The sequence below is a fragment of the Pseudomonas syringae group sp. 26L6 genome (genome assembly GCF_032587815.1).
GTDB lineage: Bacteria > Pseudomonadota > Gammaproteobacteria > Pseudomonadales > Pseudomonadaceae > Aquipseudomonas > Aquipseudomonas amygdali.
Window position 1 is genome coordinate 25790 of record NZ_JAWHPJ010000030.1, and the last position, 22219, is coordinate 48008.

At 58.6% G+C, this 22219-nt stretch carries 15 protein-coding genes; 5 read left to right on the plus strand and 10 right to left on the minus strand.

The features are described from left to right. Nucleotides 1-1215: an AGE family epimerase/isomerase gene (locus RYA97_RS15420; RefSeq protein WP_005778915.1), complete on the plus strand. Its 1215-nt coding sequence runs from the start codon at nucleotides 1-3 to the stop codon at nucleotides 1213-1215. Nucleotides 1216-1257: 42 nt separating this feature from the next. Here the strand turns inward: RYA97_RS15420 and RYA97_RS15425 are convergent, their stop codons facing one another. The 6 genes from RYA97_RS15425 to RYA97_RS15450 form a co-directional block, all read right to left on the minus strand. Then, nucleotides 1258-2022 (minus strand): SDR family oxidoreductase, encoded by a 765-nt coding sequence (locus RYA97_RS15425; protein WP_005742971.1) that lies wholly within the window; start codon nucleotides 2020-2022, stop codon nucleotides 1258-1260. A 719-nt stretch (nucleotides 2023-2741) separates the two neighbouring features. After that, nucleotides 2742-3458 carry an ABC transporter ATP-binding protein gene (locus RYA97_RS15430; protein WP_003376368.1) on the minus strand — a complete coding sequence of 239 codons (717 nt, stop codon included), beginning with the start codon at nucleotides 3456-3458 and terminating at the stop codon, nucleotides 2742-2744. Next, nucleotides 3455-4330 carry an ABC transporter ATP-binding protein gene (locus RYA97_RS15435; protein ID WP_004654666.1) on the minus strand — a complete coding sequence of 292 codons (876 nt, stop codon included), beginning with the start codon at nucleotides 4328-4330 and terminating at the stop codon, nucleotides 3455-3457. Before RYA97_RS15435 ends, RYA97_RS15430 begins: the two co-directional genes overlap by 4 nt. After that, complete coding sequence (gene livM, locus RYA97_RS15440) at nucleotides 4327-5640, minus strand: high-affinity branched-chain amino acid ABC transporter permease LivM (RefSeq protein WP_005742973.1); 1314 nt, start codon at nucleotides 5638-5640, stop codon at nucleotides 4327-4329. Before livM ends, RYA97_RS15435 begins: the two co-directional genes overlap by 4 nt. A 2-nt stretch (nucleotides 5641-5642) precedes the next feature. Next, nucleotides 5643-6557, minus strand: a complete 915-nt coding sequence (locus RYA97_RS15445) for an ABC transporter permease subunit (protein ID WP_002551844.1) — start codon at nucleotides 6555-6557, stop codon at nucleotides 5643-5645. Nucleotides 6558-6718: 161 nt separating this feature from the next. Then, the gene (locus tag RYA97_RS15450) at nucleotides 6719-7855 is read right to left on the minus strand and encodes a branched-chain amino acid ABC transporter substrate-binding protein (protein ID WP_054077141.1); all 1137 of its coding nucleotides are present in this window, start codon (nucleotides 7853-7855) and stop codon (nucleotides 6719-6721) included. A 505-nt stretch (nucleotides 7856-8360) separates the two neighbouring features. Here RYA97_RS15450 and RYA97_RS15455 point away from each other — a divergent pair. From RYA97_RS15455 to nadE, 3 genes are all read left to right on the plus strand, one after another. Beyond that, nucleotides 8361-9266, plus strand: a complete 906-nt coding sequence (locus tag RYA97_RS15455) for a LysR substrate-binding domain-containing protein (protein ID WP_004654659.1) — start codon at nucleotides 8361-8363, stop codon at nucleotides 9264-9266. Nucleotides 9267-9365: 99 nt separating this feature from the next. Beyond that, nucleotides 9366-10589 carry a nicotinate phosphoribosyltransferase gene (gene pncB, locus RYA97_RS15460; RefSeq protein WP_316892656.1) on the plus strand — a complete coding sequence of 408 codons (1224 nt, stop codon included), beginning with the start codon at nucleotides 9366-9368 and terminating at the stop codon, nucleotides 10587-10589. 26 nt (nucleotides 10590-10615) lie between these two features. Next, nucleotides 10616-11443, plus strand: a complete 828-nt coding sequence (gene nadE / locus RYA97_RS15465) for an ammonia-dependent NAD(+) synthetase (RefSeq protein WP_316892657.1) — start codon at nucleotides 10616-10618, stop codon at nucleotides 11441-11443. 358 nt (nucleotides 11444-11801) lie between these two features. Here nadE and azu read toward each other — a convergent pair whose 3' ends face one another. The 4 genes from azu to RYA97_RS15485 form a co-directional block, all read right to left on the minus strand. Next, complete coding sequence (gene azu / locus RYA97_RS15470; RefSeq protein ID WP_005731138.1) at nucleotides 11802-12248, minus strand: azurin; 447 nt, start codon at nucleotides 12246-12248, stop codon at nucleotides 11802-11804. 153 nt (nucleotides 12249-12401) lie between these two features. Next, nucleotides 12402-13295 carry a transglutaminase N-terminal domain-containing protein gene (locus tag RYA97_RS15475; RefSeq protein WP_004666395.1) on the minus strand — a complete coding sequence of 298 codons (894 nt, stop codon included), beginning with the start codon at nucleotides 13293-13295 and terminating at the stop codon, nucleotides 12402-12404. Further along, nucleotides 13295-15790: a circularly permuted type 2 ATP-grasp protein gene (locus RYA97_RS15480; protein WP_044295550.1), complete on the minus strand. Its 2496-nt coding sequence runs from the start codon at nucleotides 15788-15790 to the stop codon at nucleotides 13295-13297. The genes RYA97_RS15475 and RYA97_RS15480 overlap by 1 nt, the downstream gene beginning before the upstream one ends. A gap of 89 nt (nucleotides 15791-15879) precedes the next feature. After that, nucleotides 15880-19158: a transglutaminase family protein gene (locus tag RYA97_RS15485; protein ID WP_316892658.1), complete on the minus strand. Its 3279-nt coding sequence runs from the start codon at nucleotides 19156-19158 to the stop codon at nucleotides 15880-15882. 273 nt (nucleotides 19159-19431) lie between these two features. Between RYA97_RS15485 and RYA97_RS15490 the strand changes: the two genes are divergently transcribed. Further along, nucleotides 19432-22176 (plus strand): MFS transporter, encoded by a 2745-nt coding sequence (locus tag RYA97_RS15490; RefSeq protein ID WP_316892659.1) that lies wholly within the window; start codon nucleotides 19432-19434, stop codon nucleotides 22174-22176. Nucleotides 22177-22219: the final 43 nt, after the last annotated feature.

A 22219-nucleotide genomic window follows, 5' to 3' on the forward strand; every position in this document is an offset into this window, starting at 1 on the left:
ATGCTGCGCACTTCGACACTGCCGCGATGCCAGCCGATGCCTCATGTGACCCGCTCCGCCTCCACGCCTGAATTGACTTCGGTGTTCGCTGCCCTGCAGCAGCATTTTCTGCAGGTCGTCGTTCCGCTCTGGCAGGGCCCTGGCTGGAACGCACAATTGGCATTGCCTTACGAAGCGCTAGACGCCAACGATCAGCCTCTACCGCCGCAACGCTATCGAGCCATGGCCTGCGCACGTCAGCTGTTTCTGTTTTCCAGCCTTATCGATAACGTCGAAGTGCCGAACGCTCGGGCGCGGGCCGGTGAGCTGTTTCGCTCCCTGCAACAGCACTTCCACGATGCCGAGCATGGCGGCTGGTTCTATAGCATCGATCCACAGGGCAAACCTCTGGATCGCCGCAAGGACCTCTACACTCACGCCTTCATTATTTTCGCCTGCGCACATTACTGGGCGAAGGTGCAGGACCCGCTGGCAGAGTCAGTGCTCAATGCGGCGCTCAGCGTTGTAGCGGAGCGCTTTGCCGACGATGACGGGCTGTACGAAGCGCAACTCGATGAGGACTGGTCGACGCTGGGCAGCGGCCCGCTCCAGAACCCCTTGATGCATCTGGCAGAGGCCTTTCTGGCAACGCTGTCGGTGCGCGCCGACCCTGCAACCCAGTCAGCGCTGGACGCTCTGGTTATCCACATGCAGCGTCGCTTTGTCGACACCGCCACCGGCGTGATGCTGGAGAAACCCTTGGGCGCTGTGGATAACTGGTACGAGCCAGGTCATCAGTTCGAATGGTTCTTCCTGCTGCAATCGTCGCCAGAGCTGCATGGACGTGAGCTGCACGAATCCATGACCCGCGCGTTTGCCTACGCTCAGGCACAGGGTGTCGAGCCACAGAGCGGCGCGGTGACTGCAATGCTGACACTTGATGGCACGGTAAGCGACGCCACCCAGCGTATCTGGGCTCAGGCGGAATACCTGCGAGCCATGGCCATGCGGCCAGAGTGCGAGGCGAACCTGGCTGCGCAAATGTCAGCCTTTGCGCAGCGCTTCCTGCATGCCAAAGGCTGGAACGAGTGCGTAGAGCCCGATGGCGCGGTCAGCCGCAGTGACATGCCGTCGACCACGCCTTACCACTTGGCAACCTGTTACATCGGGCTGGCCGACTTTGTCGAGAACCGCTTCGTGAACGCTTTCCCGCCACCCACGCCTGTAGAAGACTGATCGATCGAACCGCACCACCTGTGCGGCCCGATCAGCAAACAATCAACCGCGGTTACGATCAATCGCAAAACCGGCCCAGGTCTGGCTGACAGGCATCAGTTCCAGGCTGTTGATATTGACGTGCGCTGGCGTGTTCATGATCCAGAAGATAGTGTCGGCGATGTCCTGCGGCTGAATTGGCTCGGCGCCCGCGTAAGTGGCGTCGTACTTGGCCTGGTCGCCGCCGAAACGCACCAGCGAGAACTCGCTCTCGCACAGCCCCGGCTCCAGGTTAGTGACGCGTACGCCAGTGCCGATCAGATCGTTGCGCAGGTTCAGCGAGAACTGCCCGACAAACGCCTTGGTGCCACCGTAGACGTTACCACCCGGATAAGGATAGTTGCCGGCTACCGAGCCCAGGTTGACGATACTTGCCCCGCGACCATGCGCAATCAGACGTGGAAGCAAAAGGCGTGTGGTGTAGACCAGACCTTTGACGTTGGTGTCGATCATGGTGTCCCAGTCATCCAGATCGCACTTGGGCGCAGGGTCGATCCCCAGCGCCAGACCGGCGTTGTTGATCAGCCCGCGAATGCTGCCGAACTCTTCAGGCAAATCTGCGATAGCACTCTCCATTGCCTTGCGGTCACGCACATCCAGTACCAGCGTATGCACCTTGGTCTGCTTCGACAGCTCGGCGCTCAACGCGGCAAGACGGTCCTCGCGACGGCCAGTCAATACCAGCGACCAGCCTGCTTCGGCAAAACGGCGGGCACAGGCCTCACCGAAACCGGAAGTAGCGCCCGTGATGAATACAGTGGAAGTCATTTCGTTCTCCTGACCTGGCGCGAAAAACAGCGCACCTGTTAATAAGTTCTGACAAGGGCAGCAGAATGCCCGTCAGCGGCACGTCGATGCAACAACCCAGTGTATTTGTACAAAAAACAACCAACTCAAGCCGAGCCACACGCCACGGGCCTTGCAGGCAGTTTTGCCCACCTTATCCACAGTCAGACACACAATCTCTGGGGGCAAGTCGGTAACGCTGAAAGTCCCGTAGTTCGGGGCTTCCAGCAGGTATGGAGAAGTTTTGACCTTGACTTTGCCCGATACTGCCAGGACGCCACGAGGCGTCAGAAAACCGTAATGGCCTGTAGCCCAGACGCAGTAACGGCTGGATCACTATTTCCAAGGCTTGTTAACAGACTTATCCACAGGCTGTGTAACTGGAAAAGCTGTATGAACGACCAGCTTCAATACTGTTGACAAACACCCCTGAAAACCGGTCGAAAACCCTTGATCAAAATTTAATCAATTGCCTGCAAGCCTTATGCATAAAGGGCTTCAGGCACATACTCCCAAGTTATTAACAGCCGGCTCCACAGTAAACCTGAACAAGTCAAAACGGTGACAAAACAACCATTTGCAGCGGTTTTATGTCGCACTTGGCAGCCCCGTCAAAATTGTTTTCCACAATCGCAAAAAGTGACGCCCCGAATGTTTGCACATTCGGGGCGCGCGTCGAAAACGGCAGGGTTTTGACGAACTCAGTGTCCGCCCAGATAAGCGTTCCTGACCTCTTCATTTACAAGCAATTCCTTGCCTGTGCCGGACAGCCGTATCTCGCCATTAACCATCACGTAGGCGCGATCAGACAGCTTCAGCGCATGGTTGGCGTTCTGCTCGACCAGAAAGATGGTCATGCCAGTCGCTGCCAGTTCCCGCAGGGTCGAGAAGATCTGTTTGACGATGATCGGCGCCAGCCCAAGGCTCGGCTCATCGAGCAACAACAGCCTGGGACGACTCATCAGCGCACGGGCGATGGCGAGCATTTGCTGCTCGCCTCCGGACATGGTCATGGCGCGCTGGTTGCGGCGTTCCTTGAGCCTGGGGAACAGTTCGAACATGCGCTGCATGTCTTCAGCCGAATGTTTGTCGCCAATCGGTATGGTGCCCATCATCAGGTTCTCCTCGACCGACATGTCGGGAAACACCCGCCGCCCTTCCGGCGACTGCGCAATGCCGTTGGAGGCGATGTAATGCGAGGACTTCTGGGTGATGTCGGTGCCCTGATAGATGATCTGCCCGCTGGCGGCGCGCGGCTGGCCGAAGATCGACATCAACAGCGTCGACTTGCCTGCACCGTTGGAGCCGATCAGGCTGACTGTTTCGCCCTCGTTTATGTGCAGCGAGACCTTCTTCAAAGCCTGAATCGGCCCGTAAAACACATCGATCTCTTTCAGTTCGAGGATCGGCTTGCTCATACCAGCTCCTCTTCATCAGCGCCCAGGTACGCAGCAATCACTTTCGGATCGTTGCGGATCTGTTCCGGCCCGCCCGCGGCAATCACGTTGCCATGGTCGAGCACCACAATATCGTCGGAAATCCCCATCACCATGCCCATGTCGTGCTCGATCAGCACAATGGTCATGTCGTGTTCATCGCGCAGCAGTCGGATCATGCCGCTGAGCGCCTCGGTTTCCTGCGGGTTGAGACCGGCAGCCGGTTCATCCAGGCAGATCACCTGCGGACGCGTGCACATGGCCCGGGCGATTTCCAGACGACGTTGCTGCCCGTAGGACAGCTCTCCGGCCAGACGATTGGCGCAGTCCACCAGGTCCACGACTTCCAGCCAGTAGAACGCCGTATTGAGCGCATCCTCTTCAGCCTTGCGATAGCCTTTGGTATTGAGGATCCCGCTGATCAGGCTGCGGTTGACCCACATGTGCTGGGCAACCAGCAGGTTTTCAACGACCGACATTTCCTTGAACAGGCGAATGTTCTGGAACGTGCGCGCCAGCCCTGCCCTGTTGACCAGATGGGTACCGCCGAACATTTTGTAGTACACCCGGCTGAAGAAGCTTTTCGGCGAAACAAAGTCGGTCGCCTTGAACGGCTCGCCCAGCAACCTGATCACGTTGGTGGTCTTGTCGCGGGTGTGCAGCTCGATACGTCCGCCTGTGGCCTTGTAGAAGCCGGTCAGGCAGTTGAACACGGTGGTCTTGCCTGCGCCGTTGGGGCCGATCAGAGCGAAGATAGAGTTGCGGCGGACTTTGAGGCTGACATCGCTGAGAGCCTTGATGCCGCCGAAGTGCATCATCAGGTGCTCGACGGAAAGAATCACTTCATTGCTCATCGCTCACCTCCTTCTGTCACCAGCGCACCCTTGCGCGGTTTTACGCCAGTGCGGCTGATGCGGATCAGCCCGCGTGGGCGCCAGATCATCATCAACACCATCAGGATGCCGAACAGCAGCACGCGGTACTCAGAGAAGCTGCGCAACAGTTCAGGCGCAACGGTCAGCACGAACGCAGCGATAACCACCCCTACAGTCGAACCCATACCGCCCAGCACCACAATCGCCAGAATCAGTGCAGACTCGAAGAAGGTGAATGACGTCGGGTTGACGAAGCCCTGATAGCTGGCGAAAAAAACTCCAGCCAGCCCGGCCGTCGAAGCACCGATGGTGAACGCCGAGAGCTTGACCAGAACATGATTGAGGCCCATCGAACGGCAGGCGATCTCGTCCTCGCGCAGGGCTTCCCAGGCGCGGCCGATCGGCATGCGAGTCAGACGATGCTTGATGAACAACACGGCCAGCACGACGAGAAACAGCACGGTGTAGATGAACAGGAATTTCAGGTCCGGGTTGTAATCGAAGCCGAAATACTCATGAATCGGAATGCCACCGTCCTTGGCACGACGCCCGAACTCCAGGCCGAAAAAGGTCGGTGACGGCACCGGAACACCATTCGGACCGCCCGTGAACGACAGCCAGTTATTCAGCACCAGACGGATGATTTCCCCGAACCCCAGCGTCACGATGGCCAGATAATCGCCATGCATGCGTAACACCGGAAAGCCCAGAATACATCCGGCCAGTGCCGCAGCAATTGCCGCCAGCGGCAGCGCCGACCAGAAGCCCAGGCCAAGGTACTGATAGCCAAGCGCCAGACCATAGGCTCCGATGGCATAGAACGCCACGTAGCCCAGATCGAGCAGGCCGGCCAGGCCGACCACGATATTCAGGCCCAGCCCCAGCAATACGTAGATCAGCCCGAGAATAACCACGGTCAGAATGTACTTGTTGGCGAAGATCGGAAACACGATGGCAATCACGATCAGTAGCGGAATGATCCAGTACAGGCGGGACTTGTGATCAGGCTTGAGCACATGCACCCCGGAGTCGGAGCTTTCGAAGCTCTGGGAAACACGTATGCCTTTGGGTGTTTGCAGAAACAGGCTGATCAGAAAACGACCGACCATGACTACGGCCACCAGCCAGGCCACGCGAGTGGGTTGCAGGTTGAAGCTGTAGCCATCGAGCACTATCCCGACGATGGGACCGAACACGATCAGCGCCAGCAGCCCCGCGACCACGGCATCTATCAGGCTTTTCTTGATTTCAACAGGTTTGACGACAGGAGCAGCAACAGGAGCGGACATACTTATACCTTCGCCACGAGTGGGCGACCCAGCAGGCCTTGAGGACGGAAAATCAGGATCAGCACCAACAGGCCGAAACTGAACACGTCTTTGTAATCGGAGTTGATCAGGCCGGAGAACTGCGACTCGGCAACCCCCAGGATCAAGCCGCCCAACATGGCACCCGGCAGCGAGCCGATCCCGCCCAGCACTGCGGCAGTGAACGCCTTGATGCCGATGATGAAGCCGGCATAGAAGTCGAACGTGCCGTAATTCATGGTGATCAGCACACCGGCCAGCGCCGCCATGGCAGCACCGATGATGAACACGTAGGAGATGACCCGATCAGTGTTGATGCCCAGAATCGACGCCATCTTGCGGTCCTGCTGCGTGGCGCGGCACATGCGGCCCAGCTTTGTGTATTTGATGATGTAGGTCAGCACGCCCATGCCGACAAAAGCGGCAATGAGAATGAAGATCTTGGTGTAGGTAATTTGCACAAAGCCGCTGCCGATCTCGAAGCGCCACGCACCTTCAAGCAACGTGGGCACGCCCTGCTGGCGAGCGCCCTGACTGATCTGCGCGTAGTTTTGCAGGATCAGGGAAATACCGATGGCGCTGATCAGCGGTGCCAGCCGGGTCGAGTTGCGCAGCGGCTTGTAGGCCACGCGCTCGATGACAAACCCGTATACCCCCGTCACCACGATGGTGAAGACCAGTGTGCCGAGAATCAGGAATGGAAAGGATTCCAGTCCGAAGAAAGACAGAACCGCCAGACCGATAGCGGCCAGGTAGGCGGAAATCATATAAACGTCGCCGTGGGCGAAGTTGATCATGCCGATGATGCCGTAGACCATCGTATAGCCGATGGCGATGAGGCCATAGACAGACCCGAGGGTGAGTCCGTTGACCATTTGTTGCAGGAAGATCCCATCCATCACGCACGCTCACACTGAAAGGCAGCTCAGCACCCTGCCGATCACACCCTCGTGAGGTGCGACCGACAGGTCCGAAAACAATAAAAGAGATGCAGGCTCGCTCATGGGCGAGCCCATCACCGGGTCAGCGTCTGCCGGGCAGAACTGACACGAGGTCTATCTCACTTCTGTTTTTCGAGTTGCTTGTATTTGCCAGCGGCGTCCCACTGGTAAACCACGTAGTCGGAAACTTTCAGGTCGCCTTTGGCATCCCAGGCTTTTTCACCCATGACGGTCTTGACCGGGTGCGCTTTAAGCCACTCTGCGGCTTTGTCGCCCTTGTTGGATTTGGCACCATTGAAACCGGCAGCCAGGGCCTGTATCGAAGCGTACGCGTAGAGGGTATAGCCTTCAGGCTCGTAACCAGACTTGCGGAATTGGTCCACGACTGCCTTGCTGTCCGGCAGTACGCGCGGGTCGGCACCGAAGGTCATGTACACGCCGTCAACGTATTGCGCACCACCGGCAGTGGTGACCAGTTCGTCAGTCACGATACCGTCATCAGACATGAACTTGACGTCCTTGAGGCCCTGCTCGCGCATCTGGCGAACCAGTGGACCGGCTTCCGGATGCAGGCCACCGAAGTACACAACGTCGGCACCGGTCGAACGGATTTTCGTTACCAGCGCACTGAAATCCTTTTCGCCGCGGGTCAGACCTTCCTCAAGTACCGGCTTCACGCCACGCGCTACCAGTTGTTTGGCAGTGGCATCAGCAAGCCCTTTACCGTAGGTGTCCTTGTCATTGATGACCGCGACTTTCTTGCCCTTGAGCACATCAACGATGTAATCACCGGCGACCACACCTTGCTGATCGTCACGGCCACACATGCGGAACATTTCCTTCAGGCCACGCTCGGTCACCGTCGGATTGGTCGAACCCGGCGTGATGGCAATTACTCCCGCATCGCTGTAAACCTCTGAAGCAGGAATGGTCGACGATGAGCAGAAGTGCCCGACCACGCCGATCACTTTGTCCTGGTCAACCAGACGGTTGGCCACTGCCACGGCCTGTTTCGGCTCACAGGCGTCATCGCCCGCGACCAGCACGATTTTTTCCCCGTTCACACCGCCCGCCGCGTTGATCGCGTCGGCCGCAGCCTGCGCACCTTTCATGTACTGCTGCCCAAATGATGCGTTCGCGCCGGTCATCGGACCCGCAACGCCGATTTTCACGTCCGCCTGTGCAAACGAAGACACGCCCAATGCAGTTGCCACTGCGATTGCCAGAAAACCTTTCCTGTAAAACGTATGCGACATGAGTGGTGCTCCTGAGGATATTTTTTTAATTAGCAGTGCGGTTACATGATTGCCCGGATACGCGTTTGCTTAGAGCAAGGCCCGTGCCATCACTTTTTTCTTATTGAAAATGTCATGCGTTTCCAGCCATTCAGTAACACGACTGCTCAAGTCGCAGGCCGTACAACCGCTTGAGACGCCAAAGGTGCAACCCTCCCCATAAAAAGGGCAACCCAAGCCAGATCAAATAGCAACCCGACCCAATACCTTTGGACAACCCACCTGTAACAACACGCGTCACCGAATTGCACACGCCCGGTGCGCGAACGCTACGAGACGCACCATTTGAGGCTAGCGGATTCAGCCGCAACTGCCGGAATCAACGCCTTAATCTGAAACGCACGTCACGCAAGCGCAGTAATAACCTTCCCGCATGCGACCGACAAACGACCTTTAAGCGAGATATCATTCCGATTATTCATAGTGCCCGTGTCTGCACCCTCGCGCCTCGAACAGAGAAACCATCATGCTGAACAAACGTCATCTGCCCTCGATAGCCGCATTGCAATGCTTTGAGGCGGTGACCCGGCACCTGAGCTTCACCCGCGCGGCCGAAGAACTCAACCTGACCCAGAGCGCCGTCAGCAAACAGGTTGCGCAGCTTGAGGAGCTGGTTCAGCACCTGCTGTTTCAGCGCGTCCGCCGCCGTTTGCAGTTGACGCCAGCCGGGGCGCTGTATCTGGCCGAAGTGCGCAAGATCCTGACCCAGATAGAGATGTCCACTCACTTCCTGCGCTCTTACGGCGGAGAAACCGAGGTACTGCGGGTGTCCACGCCCTCGACGTTCGGTGCCCGGTGGCTGGTGCCACGCCTGAAGGGCTGGCGCTTGCGTCATCCGCATATTCACCTGGACCTGATCAACGAACAGGAGTCCGACGACCTGATCAAGGGACGTTGCGACGTGTCGTTCTACTTCGGTCAGGCCGCCATACCGGGCGCGGAAAGCGTGAAGCTGTTTGGCGAAGAACTGGTAGCGGTGTGTTCACCCGAGAGCCTGCCGGTTGAACCCCTCAGCGACCCGACTCAGTTGAGCGAACTGGTCCTGCTACAGAATGCCTTCCGCCCCGAGGCCTGGCACGAATGGTTCGAAAGCCAGGGGTATCACACCGACCATAGCTATCACGGGCCGCGTTTTGAGACGTTCTATATGTGCATCCGCGCAGCCCAGGTTGGCTGCGGCGTTGCGCTGCTGCCACGCTTTCTGGTCGAGGAGGAACTGGCCGAGGGCAAACTGGTGATTGCCTGGGATTACGCATTGCCCAGCACTAACAGTGCGTACTACCTGTCCTATCCGGAACACACTGCCGACGTGCCCAAAATCCGGGTTTTTCTGCAGTGGATGCTGGAACAGTTGGATCAACCGGCCCGTTAAGGGCGACAATGCCCACCCATCCGGCCGTGAGCTTTCCGTGGTGACAGACAGGAAGTCGCGGGTCCGACATTATCCGGCTGCTCTGGAGAGCCCGATTCAATGAGCGAGAGCGCCTTTTCAAATCGTATCGTGCAAAGCCTGCTCGACACCGATTTCTACAAGCTGACCATGATGCAGGCGGTGCTGCACAACTACCCCAACGTCGACGTTGAGTGGGAGTTTCGGTGCCGCAATGGGGAGGATCTTCGCCCCTACCTGGACGAGATCAGACACCAGATCGAGTTGCTGTGCGAGCTGTCCCTGAGCCCGGAACACCTGGCTTTTCTGGAGCGCATCACGTTCATAAAACCGGACTTTCTGAGGTTTCTGGGACTGTTCCGCTTTAACACCCGCTATGTGAAAACCAGCATCGAAAACGATGAGCTGTGCATTCGCCTGCACGGCCCCTGGTTGCACGTCATTCTGTTCGAAGTGCCACTGCTGGCGATCGTCAGTGAGGTGCGTAACCGGCACCGCTATCCTGACACCCTGCTCAGTCAGGCGCGGGATCGTCTGTATGACAAGTTCGAATGGCTGACCACGCATGCCACGGCCGATGAACTGGCCGAGCTGAAAGTGGCGGACTTCGGCACGCGCAGGCGTTTTTCCTATCGTGTGCAGGAAGAAATGCTTGGCGTCCTGAAAAACGATTTCCCAGGCCAGTTTGTCGGCACCAGCAACGTTCATCTGGCCCGTCAGCTTGACCTGAAACCACTGGGCACAATGGCTCACGAATGGATCATGGCCCACCAGCAACTGGGACCGCGCCTGATCGACAGTCAGATCGCCGCGCTTGATTGCTGGGTCCGCGAGTACCGCGGCCTGCTGGGTATCGCGCTGACAGACTGCATCACCACTGACGCATTCCTGAATGACTTCGATCTGTACTTCGCCAAACTGTTCGACGGTTTGCGCCATGATTCGGGCGACCCGGTGAAGTGGGCCGAAAAATGCATCTCGCATTACCAGAAGCTCGGTATCGACCCGATGAGCAAGACGCTGGTGTTTTCCGACGGGCTGAACCTGCCCAAGGCACTCGACATCTTCCGGGCGTTGCGCGGACGCATCAATGTCAGCTTCGGGATCGGCACCAACCTGACCGCCGACATACCCGGCATCGCGCCCATGAACATTGTGCTGAAAATGACCGCATGCGCCGGTCAGGCTGTGGCAAAGATTTCCGACGAGCCCGGCAAGACGCAGTGCAAGGACCCGAACTTTGTCGCCTACCTGCGACATGTGTTCAAGGTGCCGGATTTGCCGAGCCCTGAAAAACCAGCTTGAATTGTCCTATTTACGAGGAGTGAATCATGCACGCCGTACAGCGCCAGATTGCTGAACAGCTCAAGGTCCAGCCACCTTTCGCGGACCAGAACGCGCTACAGGCCGAAGTCGCCCGCCGCGTCAGTTTCATCAAGGAATGCCTGCAGAACGCACGGCTTAAGACCCTGGTGCTCGGCATCAGCGGCGGGGTCGACTCACTGACGGCCGGCTTGCTCGCTCAGCGTGCGGTGAAGGAATTGCGCGCGAGCACAGGCGATAACAGCTACCGCTTTATCGCCGTGCGTCTGCCCTATGTCGTGCAGGCCGATGAGCACGAAGCCCAGGCCTCGGTCGACTTCATCGAGCCGGACGAGCGCCATACCATCAACATCGGTAGCAGCGTCAGGGCGCTGGCTGCCGAGGTGAAGGCGTTTGACGGTCTTCCAGCCAGCTCGGTGGATTTCGTTCTCGGCAACACCAAGGCGCGCATGCGCATGGTCGCGCAGTACACCGTCGCCGGCGCTTATCAGGGGCTGGTGATCGGTACTGACCACGCTGCCGAAGCGGTGATGGGCTTCTTCACCAAATTCGGCGACGGCGCATGCGATCTGGCACCGTTGAGCGGTCTGGTAAAAAACCAGGTACGCGCCATCGCCCGGCATTTCGGCGCACCGGAATCACTGGTCGAGAAAGTACCGACGGCGGACCTGGAAGACCTGTCCCCCGGCAAACCGGACGAAGCCTCGCACGGCGTGACCTACGCCGAGATCGACGCGTTCCTGCACGGTGAACCAGTGCGTGAGGAAGCCTTCAAGATCATCTGCGAAACATACGCCAAGACCCAGCACAAACGCGAGCTGCCGTACGCGCCGTGAGTGGGTGGGTGCGTGCGGAACGAGAGAGCAGCCACACCATCGTGCCCATGCTCCGCGTGGGTACGCCTTTCTGGACGCTCTGCGCCCGTTTCTGAATGTGCGGCGCGGCACAGTTCTGTGACGCAGAGCGTCACCCACGGCATTCCCACGCTGGAGCGTGCGGAACGATAATCTCAACTATCGTGCGACGCTCCGCGTCTGGTCTTGCGTTTGCGGCGCGGCGCATATCTGCGACGCGGAGCGTCACCCAAGGCATCCCCACGCTGCAGCGTGCGGAACGATAATCTCAACTATCGTGCGACGCTCTGCGTCGGCATGCCGTTCTGGACGCTCCGCGTCCTCGTTCGGGGGCGTGTCGTTACTTCAGGGTCACAGCGCCTTTCATCATGCTGATGTGCCCTGGAAATGTGCAGAAGAACTGGTATTCCTGTGCCGGGTCCAGCTTCGATACATCAAAGGTAACCGAGTCTTTTTCACCAGCGCCGATGACTTTGGTGTGGGCGATGACGCGGCTGTCGTCGGGCTTCAGGTAATCCTTGTCGATGCCGACAGCCATGCCGTCGGTAACGATTGCCTGGGTATCGGACTTCTTGCTCAGCACCCAGTTATGGCCCATGACATTCTTCGGCAGGCTGCCGGAGTGCGTCAGGTTGACGGTGAATTCCTTGCAGCTCTTGTCGATCTCAATGGCTTTGGTGTTGTACATCATTTGATCGGTCGAATCGACTGTGGCCGAACACTCGGCAGCCAGCAACTGGCTACTGGCCAACGACAACAGCGAAATCGCTACAAGCTTGCGAATCATTTGAATCTCCAGGGCAGGACTTGATTAACGTGATAACTGACGTAAGAAGAGAGTGCCCGATCAGGGCCGGGGTTCCAAGGACGTGCGTCAAATGGTCCCTCGGGCGCTCGCGACGGAGCGCCCTTCTGAAGAACGATTCACGGGAGCAGGTAATTAGGCGCTGACCGGCATCACCGTCACCCGGACATCGGGATCATGCGTGCCGCCGCCCAGAATCACGCCGCGCAAAGGCGAGACGTCAGAGAAGTCACGCCCCCAGGCCAGGCTGATGTGCTCCAGCGCAGGTTGCACATTGTTGGTGGGGTCGAAGTCGACCCAGCCCGAAGCCGGACAGAACACCGATACCCAGGCATGCGAGGCATCGGCACCGATCAAGCGGGGCTGGCCCGGTGGTGGCTGGGTCAGCAGATAGCCACTTACGTAGCGCGCGGCCAGACCTCGAGAGCGCAGGCACGCCAGCATCAAGTGGGCGAAGTCCTGACACACCCCCCGTCGCCGCTCCAGCACTTCCACCAGGGGCGTGGCGACCTGAGTCGCCTCGTCATCGAAAGTGAATTCGTCGAAAATCTTTTCCATCAGGGCCTGTACGCACAGCAACAACGGGCGGCCCGGCGGGAAACAGACCTGCGAGAATTCGACGAACGAACGCTTCAGGTGAACATAGGGGGATTCGAAGCGATAGCGGCAGGCCTCCAGAATATCAGCAGTCATCGGCTTGGCGCTGTAAGTCAGCGCACTGCGGGTCACTTCCCATTCCGGCGACAGATTGAAGTCCAGAAACGGCTTCTCCATGACCTCGATACGCAACCGCGCATTGACTTGCAACTCGTCGTGCGGACGCTCGAACGCCAGTCGGGTCAGCGGGTTGCCAAACACATCCAGCTCATCACGGCGCGTGGTAGGCTCCGGAAAAATCTCGAGTGCCTGCTCGGTGCAACGCTGCCACGGGCTGCTGCGCGGCCAGAGATGCGCCAGTTGCTGAGCCAGCGAAACCGGGCTGTCGTACTTGTAATGCGTGTCATGAAAAATCTGGTAGAAGGCGCTCATCAGACAGATACCGTGCGTTGGCTGACGTCATCGACGTGAGCAAAATGGCGCAGCGCCAGGCGGTCGGAGGCCTGCCCACTGCTGTCACCAATGCTCTGCAGCAGATCGGCCAGCCCGTCGAGAACAGCGTCGATGCTGCTCTGACCGAACAGCGGGTTCTCCAGACTGCCAAGGTCAAATGCGGCGAGACGCTGAGCCAGCACCGCCAGGCTGCTGTCACGCGGCGCATCAAACTCGTCGTTCAGGCGGCGCAGCGAGCGTTGCACCAGCTTGAGCTGAAACAGCACCGCATGCGGGTTCTGCTCATCAAGCAGCAACAGGTCCAGCACCGGAATCAGGTGCGGTACGGCCATGTACCGCGAACGATAAGTGATGCTGCTGTTGCCCAGCTCCAGCAACCACTCCAGCCCGGCTTTCTCCGAGACTGCCGAGCCGCGCAAGAACGCTGCCAGACTGGTGCTGAGAAACTTCAGGCGCTCGATACGTCGCCCGATCATCAAAAAGCTCCAGCCTTCGTCGCGGGTCATGTCGTCCAGCGCAAAACCGGAAAGCGCTGCCAGAGACATCACCAGACGGTTGAGAAAATCCAGCAGCTCGCCAAAATCCGGCTCTTCGGTTTCCAGGCTTGAGGCTTCGCGCTGCAATTCGACCAGCGCCTGCCAGTTTTCCCGTGAGAGCTTGCCGCGCACTTGCGAAGCGGCCCACTGCAAACGCTGCAAATTGGCGCGCAGGCTGAACGGCCACTCGTCGCCCAGCAGAGCAACCAGCAGGCGATCCTTCAACTCTTCGCCCTCCTCGGCTTCGGGCAGCATGCCCAGGCTCTCGGCCAGCGCGACGGCCGCCTGCAACGCGAGGGGATCGTCGTCATCGACATAGCGCGTCAACATGATGCGCAGCAGGCGAGCACTGTCGTCGCAACGTTCGCAGTAACGCCCGAACCAGAACAGGTTCTCCACCACCCGCGACGGCAGGTAAGGGTCACGGCGAATCAGGTCATAGACACCCAGCGTGCGCTGCCCCTTCCAGGGCTCGCCAAGGTGCGAGCGTTCGCCCAGCACCCAGGTGTCCTTGCTCGCACCGCCGCGCTGCATCGACACCACGTCGGCATCGGCTTCGGCGGCCACTCGGGTCAGGCCGCCCGGTAGCACGCGATAGCCGTCGAGGCTGGCCACTGCGTAGACACGCATGCCGATGGCGCGCGGCTGCAAACCGGTACCATCGGCCTGCAGCACCGGTGCATGAGACAACTGCGCCAGCTCCTGGGCGACGTAGGCATAGGGGCGCGACTGCATGCGCAGGGCAAGCGCGTTGCGCTGCTCCTCATTCAAATCGCGACCGAACACCGGGGCGAAGTGCTGCGAAGGAAATGCAGGTTTGATCAACAGATCAGGCAGTTTCTCCAGCGCTTGCGCCAGCACGGGCGGCTCTCCGCACCACCAGGTTGCGACCGATGGCAAGATCAGATCTTCGCCGAACAGGTACTGACTGATTTTCGGCAAAAAGCCCAGCAGGCCAGGCGACTCCAGAACACCACTGCCCAATGCGTTGGCGACCAGCACATTGCCCTGACGCACAGCCTCCAGCAGCCCCGGCACACCGAGCGCGGAATCGGTACGTAATTCCAGAGGATCGCAGAAGTCGTCGTCCAGACGGCGCATGATCGCGTGAACCCGACGCAAGCCGCTGAGGGTTTTCAGGTAAACAGTGGCATCGCGCACCGTCAGATCACCACCCTCGACCAGCGGATAGCCCAGTTGTCGCGCCAGGTACAAGTGTTCGAAGTAGCTTTCGTTGAAACGGCCCGGCGTCAGCAGGACGATCAGCGGTGCCTCGTTGCTGGTGGGCGCCTGACGGGCCAGCGTCTGCTGCAACGCGTCGAAGAAACCCGAGAGGTGCCGGACTTGCAGGTCACGATAGGTTTCCGGCAAGGCACGCGCGACGCTCTGGCGATTTTCCAGTGCATAACCGGCACCCGAAGGCGCCTGGGTGCGGTCGGCAGTCACCCACCAGCGCCCGTCCGGGGTGCGTGCCAGATCGACCGCGTACATATGCAGGAACGTGCCTTCGGGAGGTTTTACGCCCTGACACGGCCACAGAAAGTTGTTATGGCCAAATACCAGTTCAGCGGGCAGCAAGCCATTGGCAATCAGCGTCTGCGGGCCGTAAAGGTCCGCAAGCACTGCGTTGAGCAGCCGTGCACGCTGGGCAATCCCTGCCGCCACGTGCTGCCACTCATCGGCCGCAATGATGTGCGGCAACAGGTCCAGCTCCCATGGGCGGTCCGCGCCTTTGGGGTCGGCGTAAACGTTATAGGTGACACCGTTTTCCTGGATCTGCCGGGTCAGCAAGGCTTGGCGCTGGATCAGCTGCGCCGAGGTGCTGCGCTGCATGTGTTCGTACAGACGACGCCAGTGCGGGCGGACGGCACCGTCGGCATCGAGCATTTCGTGGTAAGTACCCTCGGACAGCGGGTAATGGTCAAGCAGGTCGGGCATGGAAGGCTCGGCAGGCAACGTAAGGACTTCAGATTAGTGCAGTCAGATGTCACGTCCGTGTGCATCTGACGCACAGAGCCACTGTTTTTCTAATGCAGACGCATATCCAGCGTCATCGGCAGCTCGTCGTTAATGTTTAGCGACGGAACGTCCAGTTTGCCCGGGGTGTGACCGATGCGGAAGAAACGTGAAAGGCGACGACTTTCCGCTTCGTTGGCGTTGACCGGCAAGGTTTCGTAGTTACGGCCGCCCGGATGGGCGACATGATACTCGCAGCCACCCAGCGAGCGGTGCATCCAGGTGTCGAGCAGATCAAAAACCAGTGGCGCATGCACGCCGATGGTCGGTTGCAGGCAGTTGGCCGGTTGCCAGGCGCGATAACGCACACCCGCGACGAACTCGCCAACCCGTCCAGTGGGCTGCAAAGGCACCGCGACGCCGTTGCAGGTCAATACGTAGCGCTGCGGTGGTAGCCCGCTGAGATGCACCTGCAAGCGCTCCAGCGACGAATCGACGTAGCGCACCGCGCCACCGGCCGAGCCTTCTTCACCCAGAACGTGCCAGGGCTCCAGCGCCTGCCGCAGCTCCAGCTCGATGCCATTGACGGCGTAATCACCCACTTTCGGAAAGCGAAACTCCAAATGCGCAGAGAACCAGTCGGCCTGCACCGGGTAGCCTGCCGAGTTGAGGTCGGCGACCACATCGGCGAAATCCTGCTCGATGAAGTGCGGCAGCATGAAGCGATCATGCAATTGCGTGCCCCAGCGTGCCAGCTTGGCCGGTGCATAGGGTTCACGCCAGAAACGCGCCACCAGTGCGCGTAGCAGTAACTGCTGCGCCAGGCTCATGCGCGCATGCGGCGGCATCTCGAAGGCACGCAGCTCCAGCAGGCCAAGACGCCCGGTCGCACCATCGGGCGAGTACAGCTTGTCGATGCAGAATTCGGCTCGATGGGTGTTGCCGGTGACGTCGATCAACAAATTGCGCAACAGACGATCGACGATCCACGGCGCGACTTCTTCACCAGGCTCCGGCATCTGTGCGAAGGCGATTTCCATTTCATAAAGCGAGTCGTTGCGCGCCTCATCGATGCGTGGTGCCTGGGACGTCGGGCCGATGAACAGGCCGGAAAACAGATACGACAGCGAAGGATGGTTGTGCCAATAGCTGATCAGACTGCGCAGCAGGTCTGGACGACGCAAAAACGGCGAATCCGCCGGTGTCGCACCGCCCAGCACGAAGTGGTTGCCGCCGCCTGTGCCGGTGTGGCGGCCGTCGATCATGAATTTCTCTGTGGTCAGACGTGTGAGACGCGCCTGCTCGTAAAGAAACTCGGTGCGCTCGACCAACTCGTCCCAACTGGCGGACGGCTGCACGTTGACCTCGATCACACCAGGGTCCGGGGTAATGCGGAAGTTACACAGACGCGGATCGCTCGGTGGCTCGTAGCCTTCCAGCAGAATCGGGCATTGCAGTTCTTCAGCGGTCGCTTCGATCACGGCCACCAGTTCAAGGTATTCCTCAAGCTTTTGCAGTGGCGGCATAAACAGATACAGACGCCCGTCGCGCGCTTCGGCACACAGCGCCGTACGAGTCAGCCAGTCGGCCGACTCATCGATTTTCGGTGAGCGTTCGGCGTCGATATCTGTGGACTTGAGCGCCGAGGTCAGCGAGTCGCTGTCGGCAAGCTCCGGGAAGTCCTGGTTATGATCGGTCGGATGAATGAACGGGTACTCCGCCGCCTTGACCCAGGGTTGCGAGGCCAATGGCAGGCGATAGCCCAGCGCGGAATCACCCGGCACCAGACGGCAGTGTTCGTCACGCAAGTACCAGCGGCCACTCTGCCAGCTATCGCCGCCTGCATTACGGGCCAACGGCAGGACCTGACCAATCATCTTGTCCAGCCCCTGAGCGAAGACCTTGCGCAGACGCGCGCGCTCCAGCTCATCACCCAGCCGCGAGTCTTCGGCAGTCACGTTGACCGGCAATGCGCCTTCGCGCCACAGGTAGTAGAAATTGTCTTCGTAAGCCGGAAAAACGAAACGGGCCGGTAGTTTCAGACGCTCGGCAACGCTGGCCAGAAAGCGCCCGGCCAGCTCGGCGGTAGCGCCGTAATCCTGGGTTTCATCGGCTATCAGCGCATTGTTGCGCCAGACCGGTTTGCCATCCTTGCGCCAGAAACAGTTCAGTGACCAGCGTGGCAACTGTTCGCCCGGATACCATTTGCCCTGGCCAAAATGCACGATCCCCAGTGGCGCGTAATGCGCGCGCATGCGCTGAAACAGCTCGGCAGACAGCTCGCGCTTGCGAGGCCCCAGCGCAGCCGTGTTCCATTCGGCACCGTCGCGATCATCGATGGACACGAACGTCGGTTCGCCGCCCATGGTCAGGCGCACGTCGTCACGCGTCAGGTCCGCGTCGATCTGTCGGCCGAGGGACTGAATGTCCTGCCATTGCTCTTCGGTGTACGGCTTGGTGACCCGCGGGGCCTCCCAGATGCGCTCGACCGACATTTCGTGGCTGAAATCGGTTTCGCACGGCTCGACCAGACCGCTGATCGGCGCTGCGGAAGACGGCTCCGGGCTGCACGCCAGCGGAATATGCCCTTCGCCTGCAAAGAGGCCGGAAGTAGCATCCAGACCGACCCAGCCAGCACCCGGCAGATAGACCTCGCACCAGGCATGCAGGTCGGTGAAGTCGACATCAGTGCCCGACGGCCCGTCCAGCGCCTCGACATCGGCCTTGAGCTGGATGAGATAGCCCGATACAAATCGCGCCGCCATACCCAGATGGCGCAACAGCTGCACCAGCAGCCACGCGGAGTCACGGCAAGAGCCTGAAGCGTTTTCCAGGGTGAATTCCGGGGTCTGCACACCCGGTTCCATACGGATCAGGTAAGCGACGTCCTGACTCAGGCGCTGGTTGAGGCCCACCAGAAAGTCGATGGCGGGTATCGGCTCGCGACTGATGCTGTCCAGATACGCCTGAAATCTTGGGGTCAGCGGCAGTTTTTCCAGGTACGGCGCCAGCTCGCGCTGTTCTTCGCTGGCATAGTTGAAGGGGATGTTTTCGGCGTAAGGCTCCAGAAAGAAATCGAACGGATTGAACACCGCCATCTCGGCGACCAGATCGACCTCGACGCGAAATTCCCTGGTCTTTTCCGGGAAGACCAGACGCGCCAGGTAATTACCTTGAGGATCCTGCTGCCAGTTGATGAAGTGGTTTTCGGGCAGGACTTTCAGCGAATACGACAGTACGCGCGTGCGGCTGTGAGCGGCCGGGCGCAGGCGAACGATCTGAGGACCCAGTTCGACCGCGCGTTCGTAGCGATAGTGCGTGACATGGTGCAAGGCAATATGAATCGACACGGCGTGCCTCCTGCGAGCCTGAACGGTAATTGAGCCGCGCAAGACTTATGCCATCCGGTCAAAGTCGTGCGCCAACGAGAGTGACATTCCCCGCCCGATCAGGCGCAGCACCAAAATTGTGCTCGCCTGAACTGAAGGTGCAAGGGTCGCACGGAAACGGGGCGCACAGGGCAATAAGGTTGGACCCGCACGCAATATTTACTTAGTGCCACAGACAGATTGATGCCTGATTACATCGTCCTCCAATGATTAACCATTATCGGAGCACTTGTAATGACACAGCTAAATCCCGCGCAACAACCGCTTTCAGAACCGACCCCGGCTGTCGACGCTCACATCGACCTCATGGATCCGGCCGAAAGTGCTGACTACGAGACGACACGAAAAGCATTGCTTGCGGTAATGCAGAGCAGCAATGCCCCTATCAGCCTTGAAGACATTCGAATCAAGCCAGATCCAGCGTCCGGATTCGGCGAATACTGCGCTGAGAAAGCGGCTCTGCCTGCACCGCTCCAAGCCGAAAAGCAGGAGTTGCCGTTTCAGATAGACAGCGATGGCAGCGTCAGCCTGGCATTGATGCTGAGCTACAACTACGGGTTGTCGCTTCCACCATCGCCTGACAAAACGGCAATCAAAACCCTGCTCAATACGCTGGCAGAACTTCGCGCCAGTCAGGAATTGGGGCTTATTGATCAGTTCGACATCAAGGCCATGCTGACACCGAAAAATCTGCAGGACCTGAAACGAGCCTGCACCGAGTACTTGGGCAACGAAGGTGGCACGCTGCTAAGCAAGCTGGGTGCTGAAATCATTGCCTCCTGTCCACTGGCACATGTTCAGGACTCCCCAGTGGCGGTTATGGCCCGGGTTCTCAGATCCGGACCGGCAAGGGCATTGGGACAAACGCTGCTGGCACAACTTGATCGGCCTGAGGGAGAAACGTCCGCGTCCCTGATGACACTCATGGACCGGATTTTATGGCATGCCATCAGCAGCGATCTTCAGCAACCTGAGGATCGAAAGCCTGGAGAAATTGCCGGCTACACATTCTCCAGAACAGAAAACCTGGGGCGTAGCCACGCTGACATCCTGAACGATATGCACAGCCACCTGATCAACACGGGCAAGGCGGCGTCGATCAACGAAGCAATACTCGTACGCTTCATACTGGCACTGGAGAACTGCCCTGAATGGCTGGTCAACGGTGTTCCCGACGATCTGCCATATGGTTGTACTGAAGTGTGGGTCAATTTTCAGCATGGGGTCACCCTTGCGGAAGCCATCGAGTTTGGTTCTTCACGCTGGATGAGCTTTGACGACCTGATCGAACTGCCAGTGATCTTCAACAAAAAGATGGACACCGAAGAACAGCAGGCAGCCTATCTCACAACCCGCCTGCCCATCCTTCTGGCATGGGCGCAGGCCAACGGTCATATCCGTATTCAGGGCAACCTGCCTTATTCCGAACAAGAGATAGCACAGGCAGTCAGCGCGTTCGAAGAATCCGAAACCGAATCACTTGAAGCTGTGAATGCACTGGTTCGCACAGCGCCAGAACGCAAGGCGATGGCCATCGTCGCCATGACAGAAGCGCGAAGGACGCCTGCAATTCAACAGATACTTAAGCAGGAAGATTATCCATTCCCGCCCATTGATCTACGCCCCAGGCTGGCGGTGCTACGGAAAAGCCATACGCCCGTCTATCGCGATCATAAAGGCACCCTCTCAGCATCCAATCTGCCCTATAACGCTTACGGCATAAAACACGATTCGTCGTCGTTGCTGGAGGTCTACATGGCCGGTGAAAACATTGATGACTGGAGACTGCCGGGGCGCGACAGCACGGAAGGCCTACTTCCCATAAACCGTGAAATGCAGTTGCTGTACAAGGCGCTGCCAGACATCAATCAACAATTCGAGCATGAGTTTCAGGCTTATCTGGCTGATGCCCGCAAGGCTTACGCGACAATCATTAAAAAGTTGCTGACTCAACTGCCTTTCAAGCATCGCCTGGCCATCGAAAATGGTTCCGTATCACTCTACTCGCTCAGACTATCGACCCAAGACCTGATGGCTGTTGCAGAAAGCGAGAAGCATCGAGAACCACTGCGAGGCCGCGCCGGTTTTATCATTGAGGCTGTCTACGAAGGCAAAACAAGGTTCTACGAAGTTTTCCCGCTGTTGATGAGGGTGCGTTATCGCCCTGATCTGAAGGCGCTTATCGAGAATGGTGTACCCGGGATCGAGTTCTGGACGATTACATCCACAATCCCGACGCCGGTGATTGTCAATAAGGGAAGAACATTGCCGTTTGATCAAAACGCCTACCTGCGCGGCGATGAACCGCGTGATGGCGCGACCGCCACCATGATTGCAGAAATTGTTGGCGAGCCATTCGGCCCATCGAACACTGAGACAGCCCTGCATATGCCCATAACCACGTTTTCAAAACGCTGTACCGGCATTGCCAGTATTGTCTGCAGCCAGTTGTTCTACGTTAATGAGGATGACCTTTATGCACAATGCAAAGGCATTACCAAAATAGAAAAGGACAAAAGCGCGCCCGGGGCTATCGAAGAGATAACCAATATCCTGATATCTCTGACGCCCTGGCCCGAATTCAAAAGCCTCCTGTCCGGAGAGAAAAACCGCATGAGGGCAGGAGCACTAGGGCTGTCGGTCTACATGATTCCGTACGGTGGCTTCGCCGGAAAGCTGCTTGCAGGCACTGCAAAGGTCGCCACGCGTTTAGGCAAAAAGCTGATAGCCCGAGTTGGCAAAGTTCATGTTTCGAAATTGCTCATGAAAACGCGCATTACGCTCAGAGGTACCACCTCGATCAATATCCGGCCAGCCCCTGACGTGACGGGGAAAGTATTGACTGGCGTCTCGCAATTCGTCGTGAAGCACGTCACCTGGAAGTTTTTGGCGATACGCGTAGGTAAGGGTTACAGTCGCAGACTGGCCGCCAGTATGGGCACGCAGGAGCCTCAAGCTGAAGAGCAAAAGGCTACCTGACCTGAAGAACAGCCGAGCCGCAGGTACAAGCGTACCTGCGGCC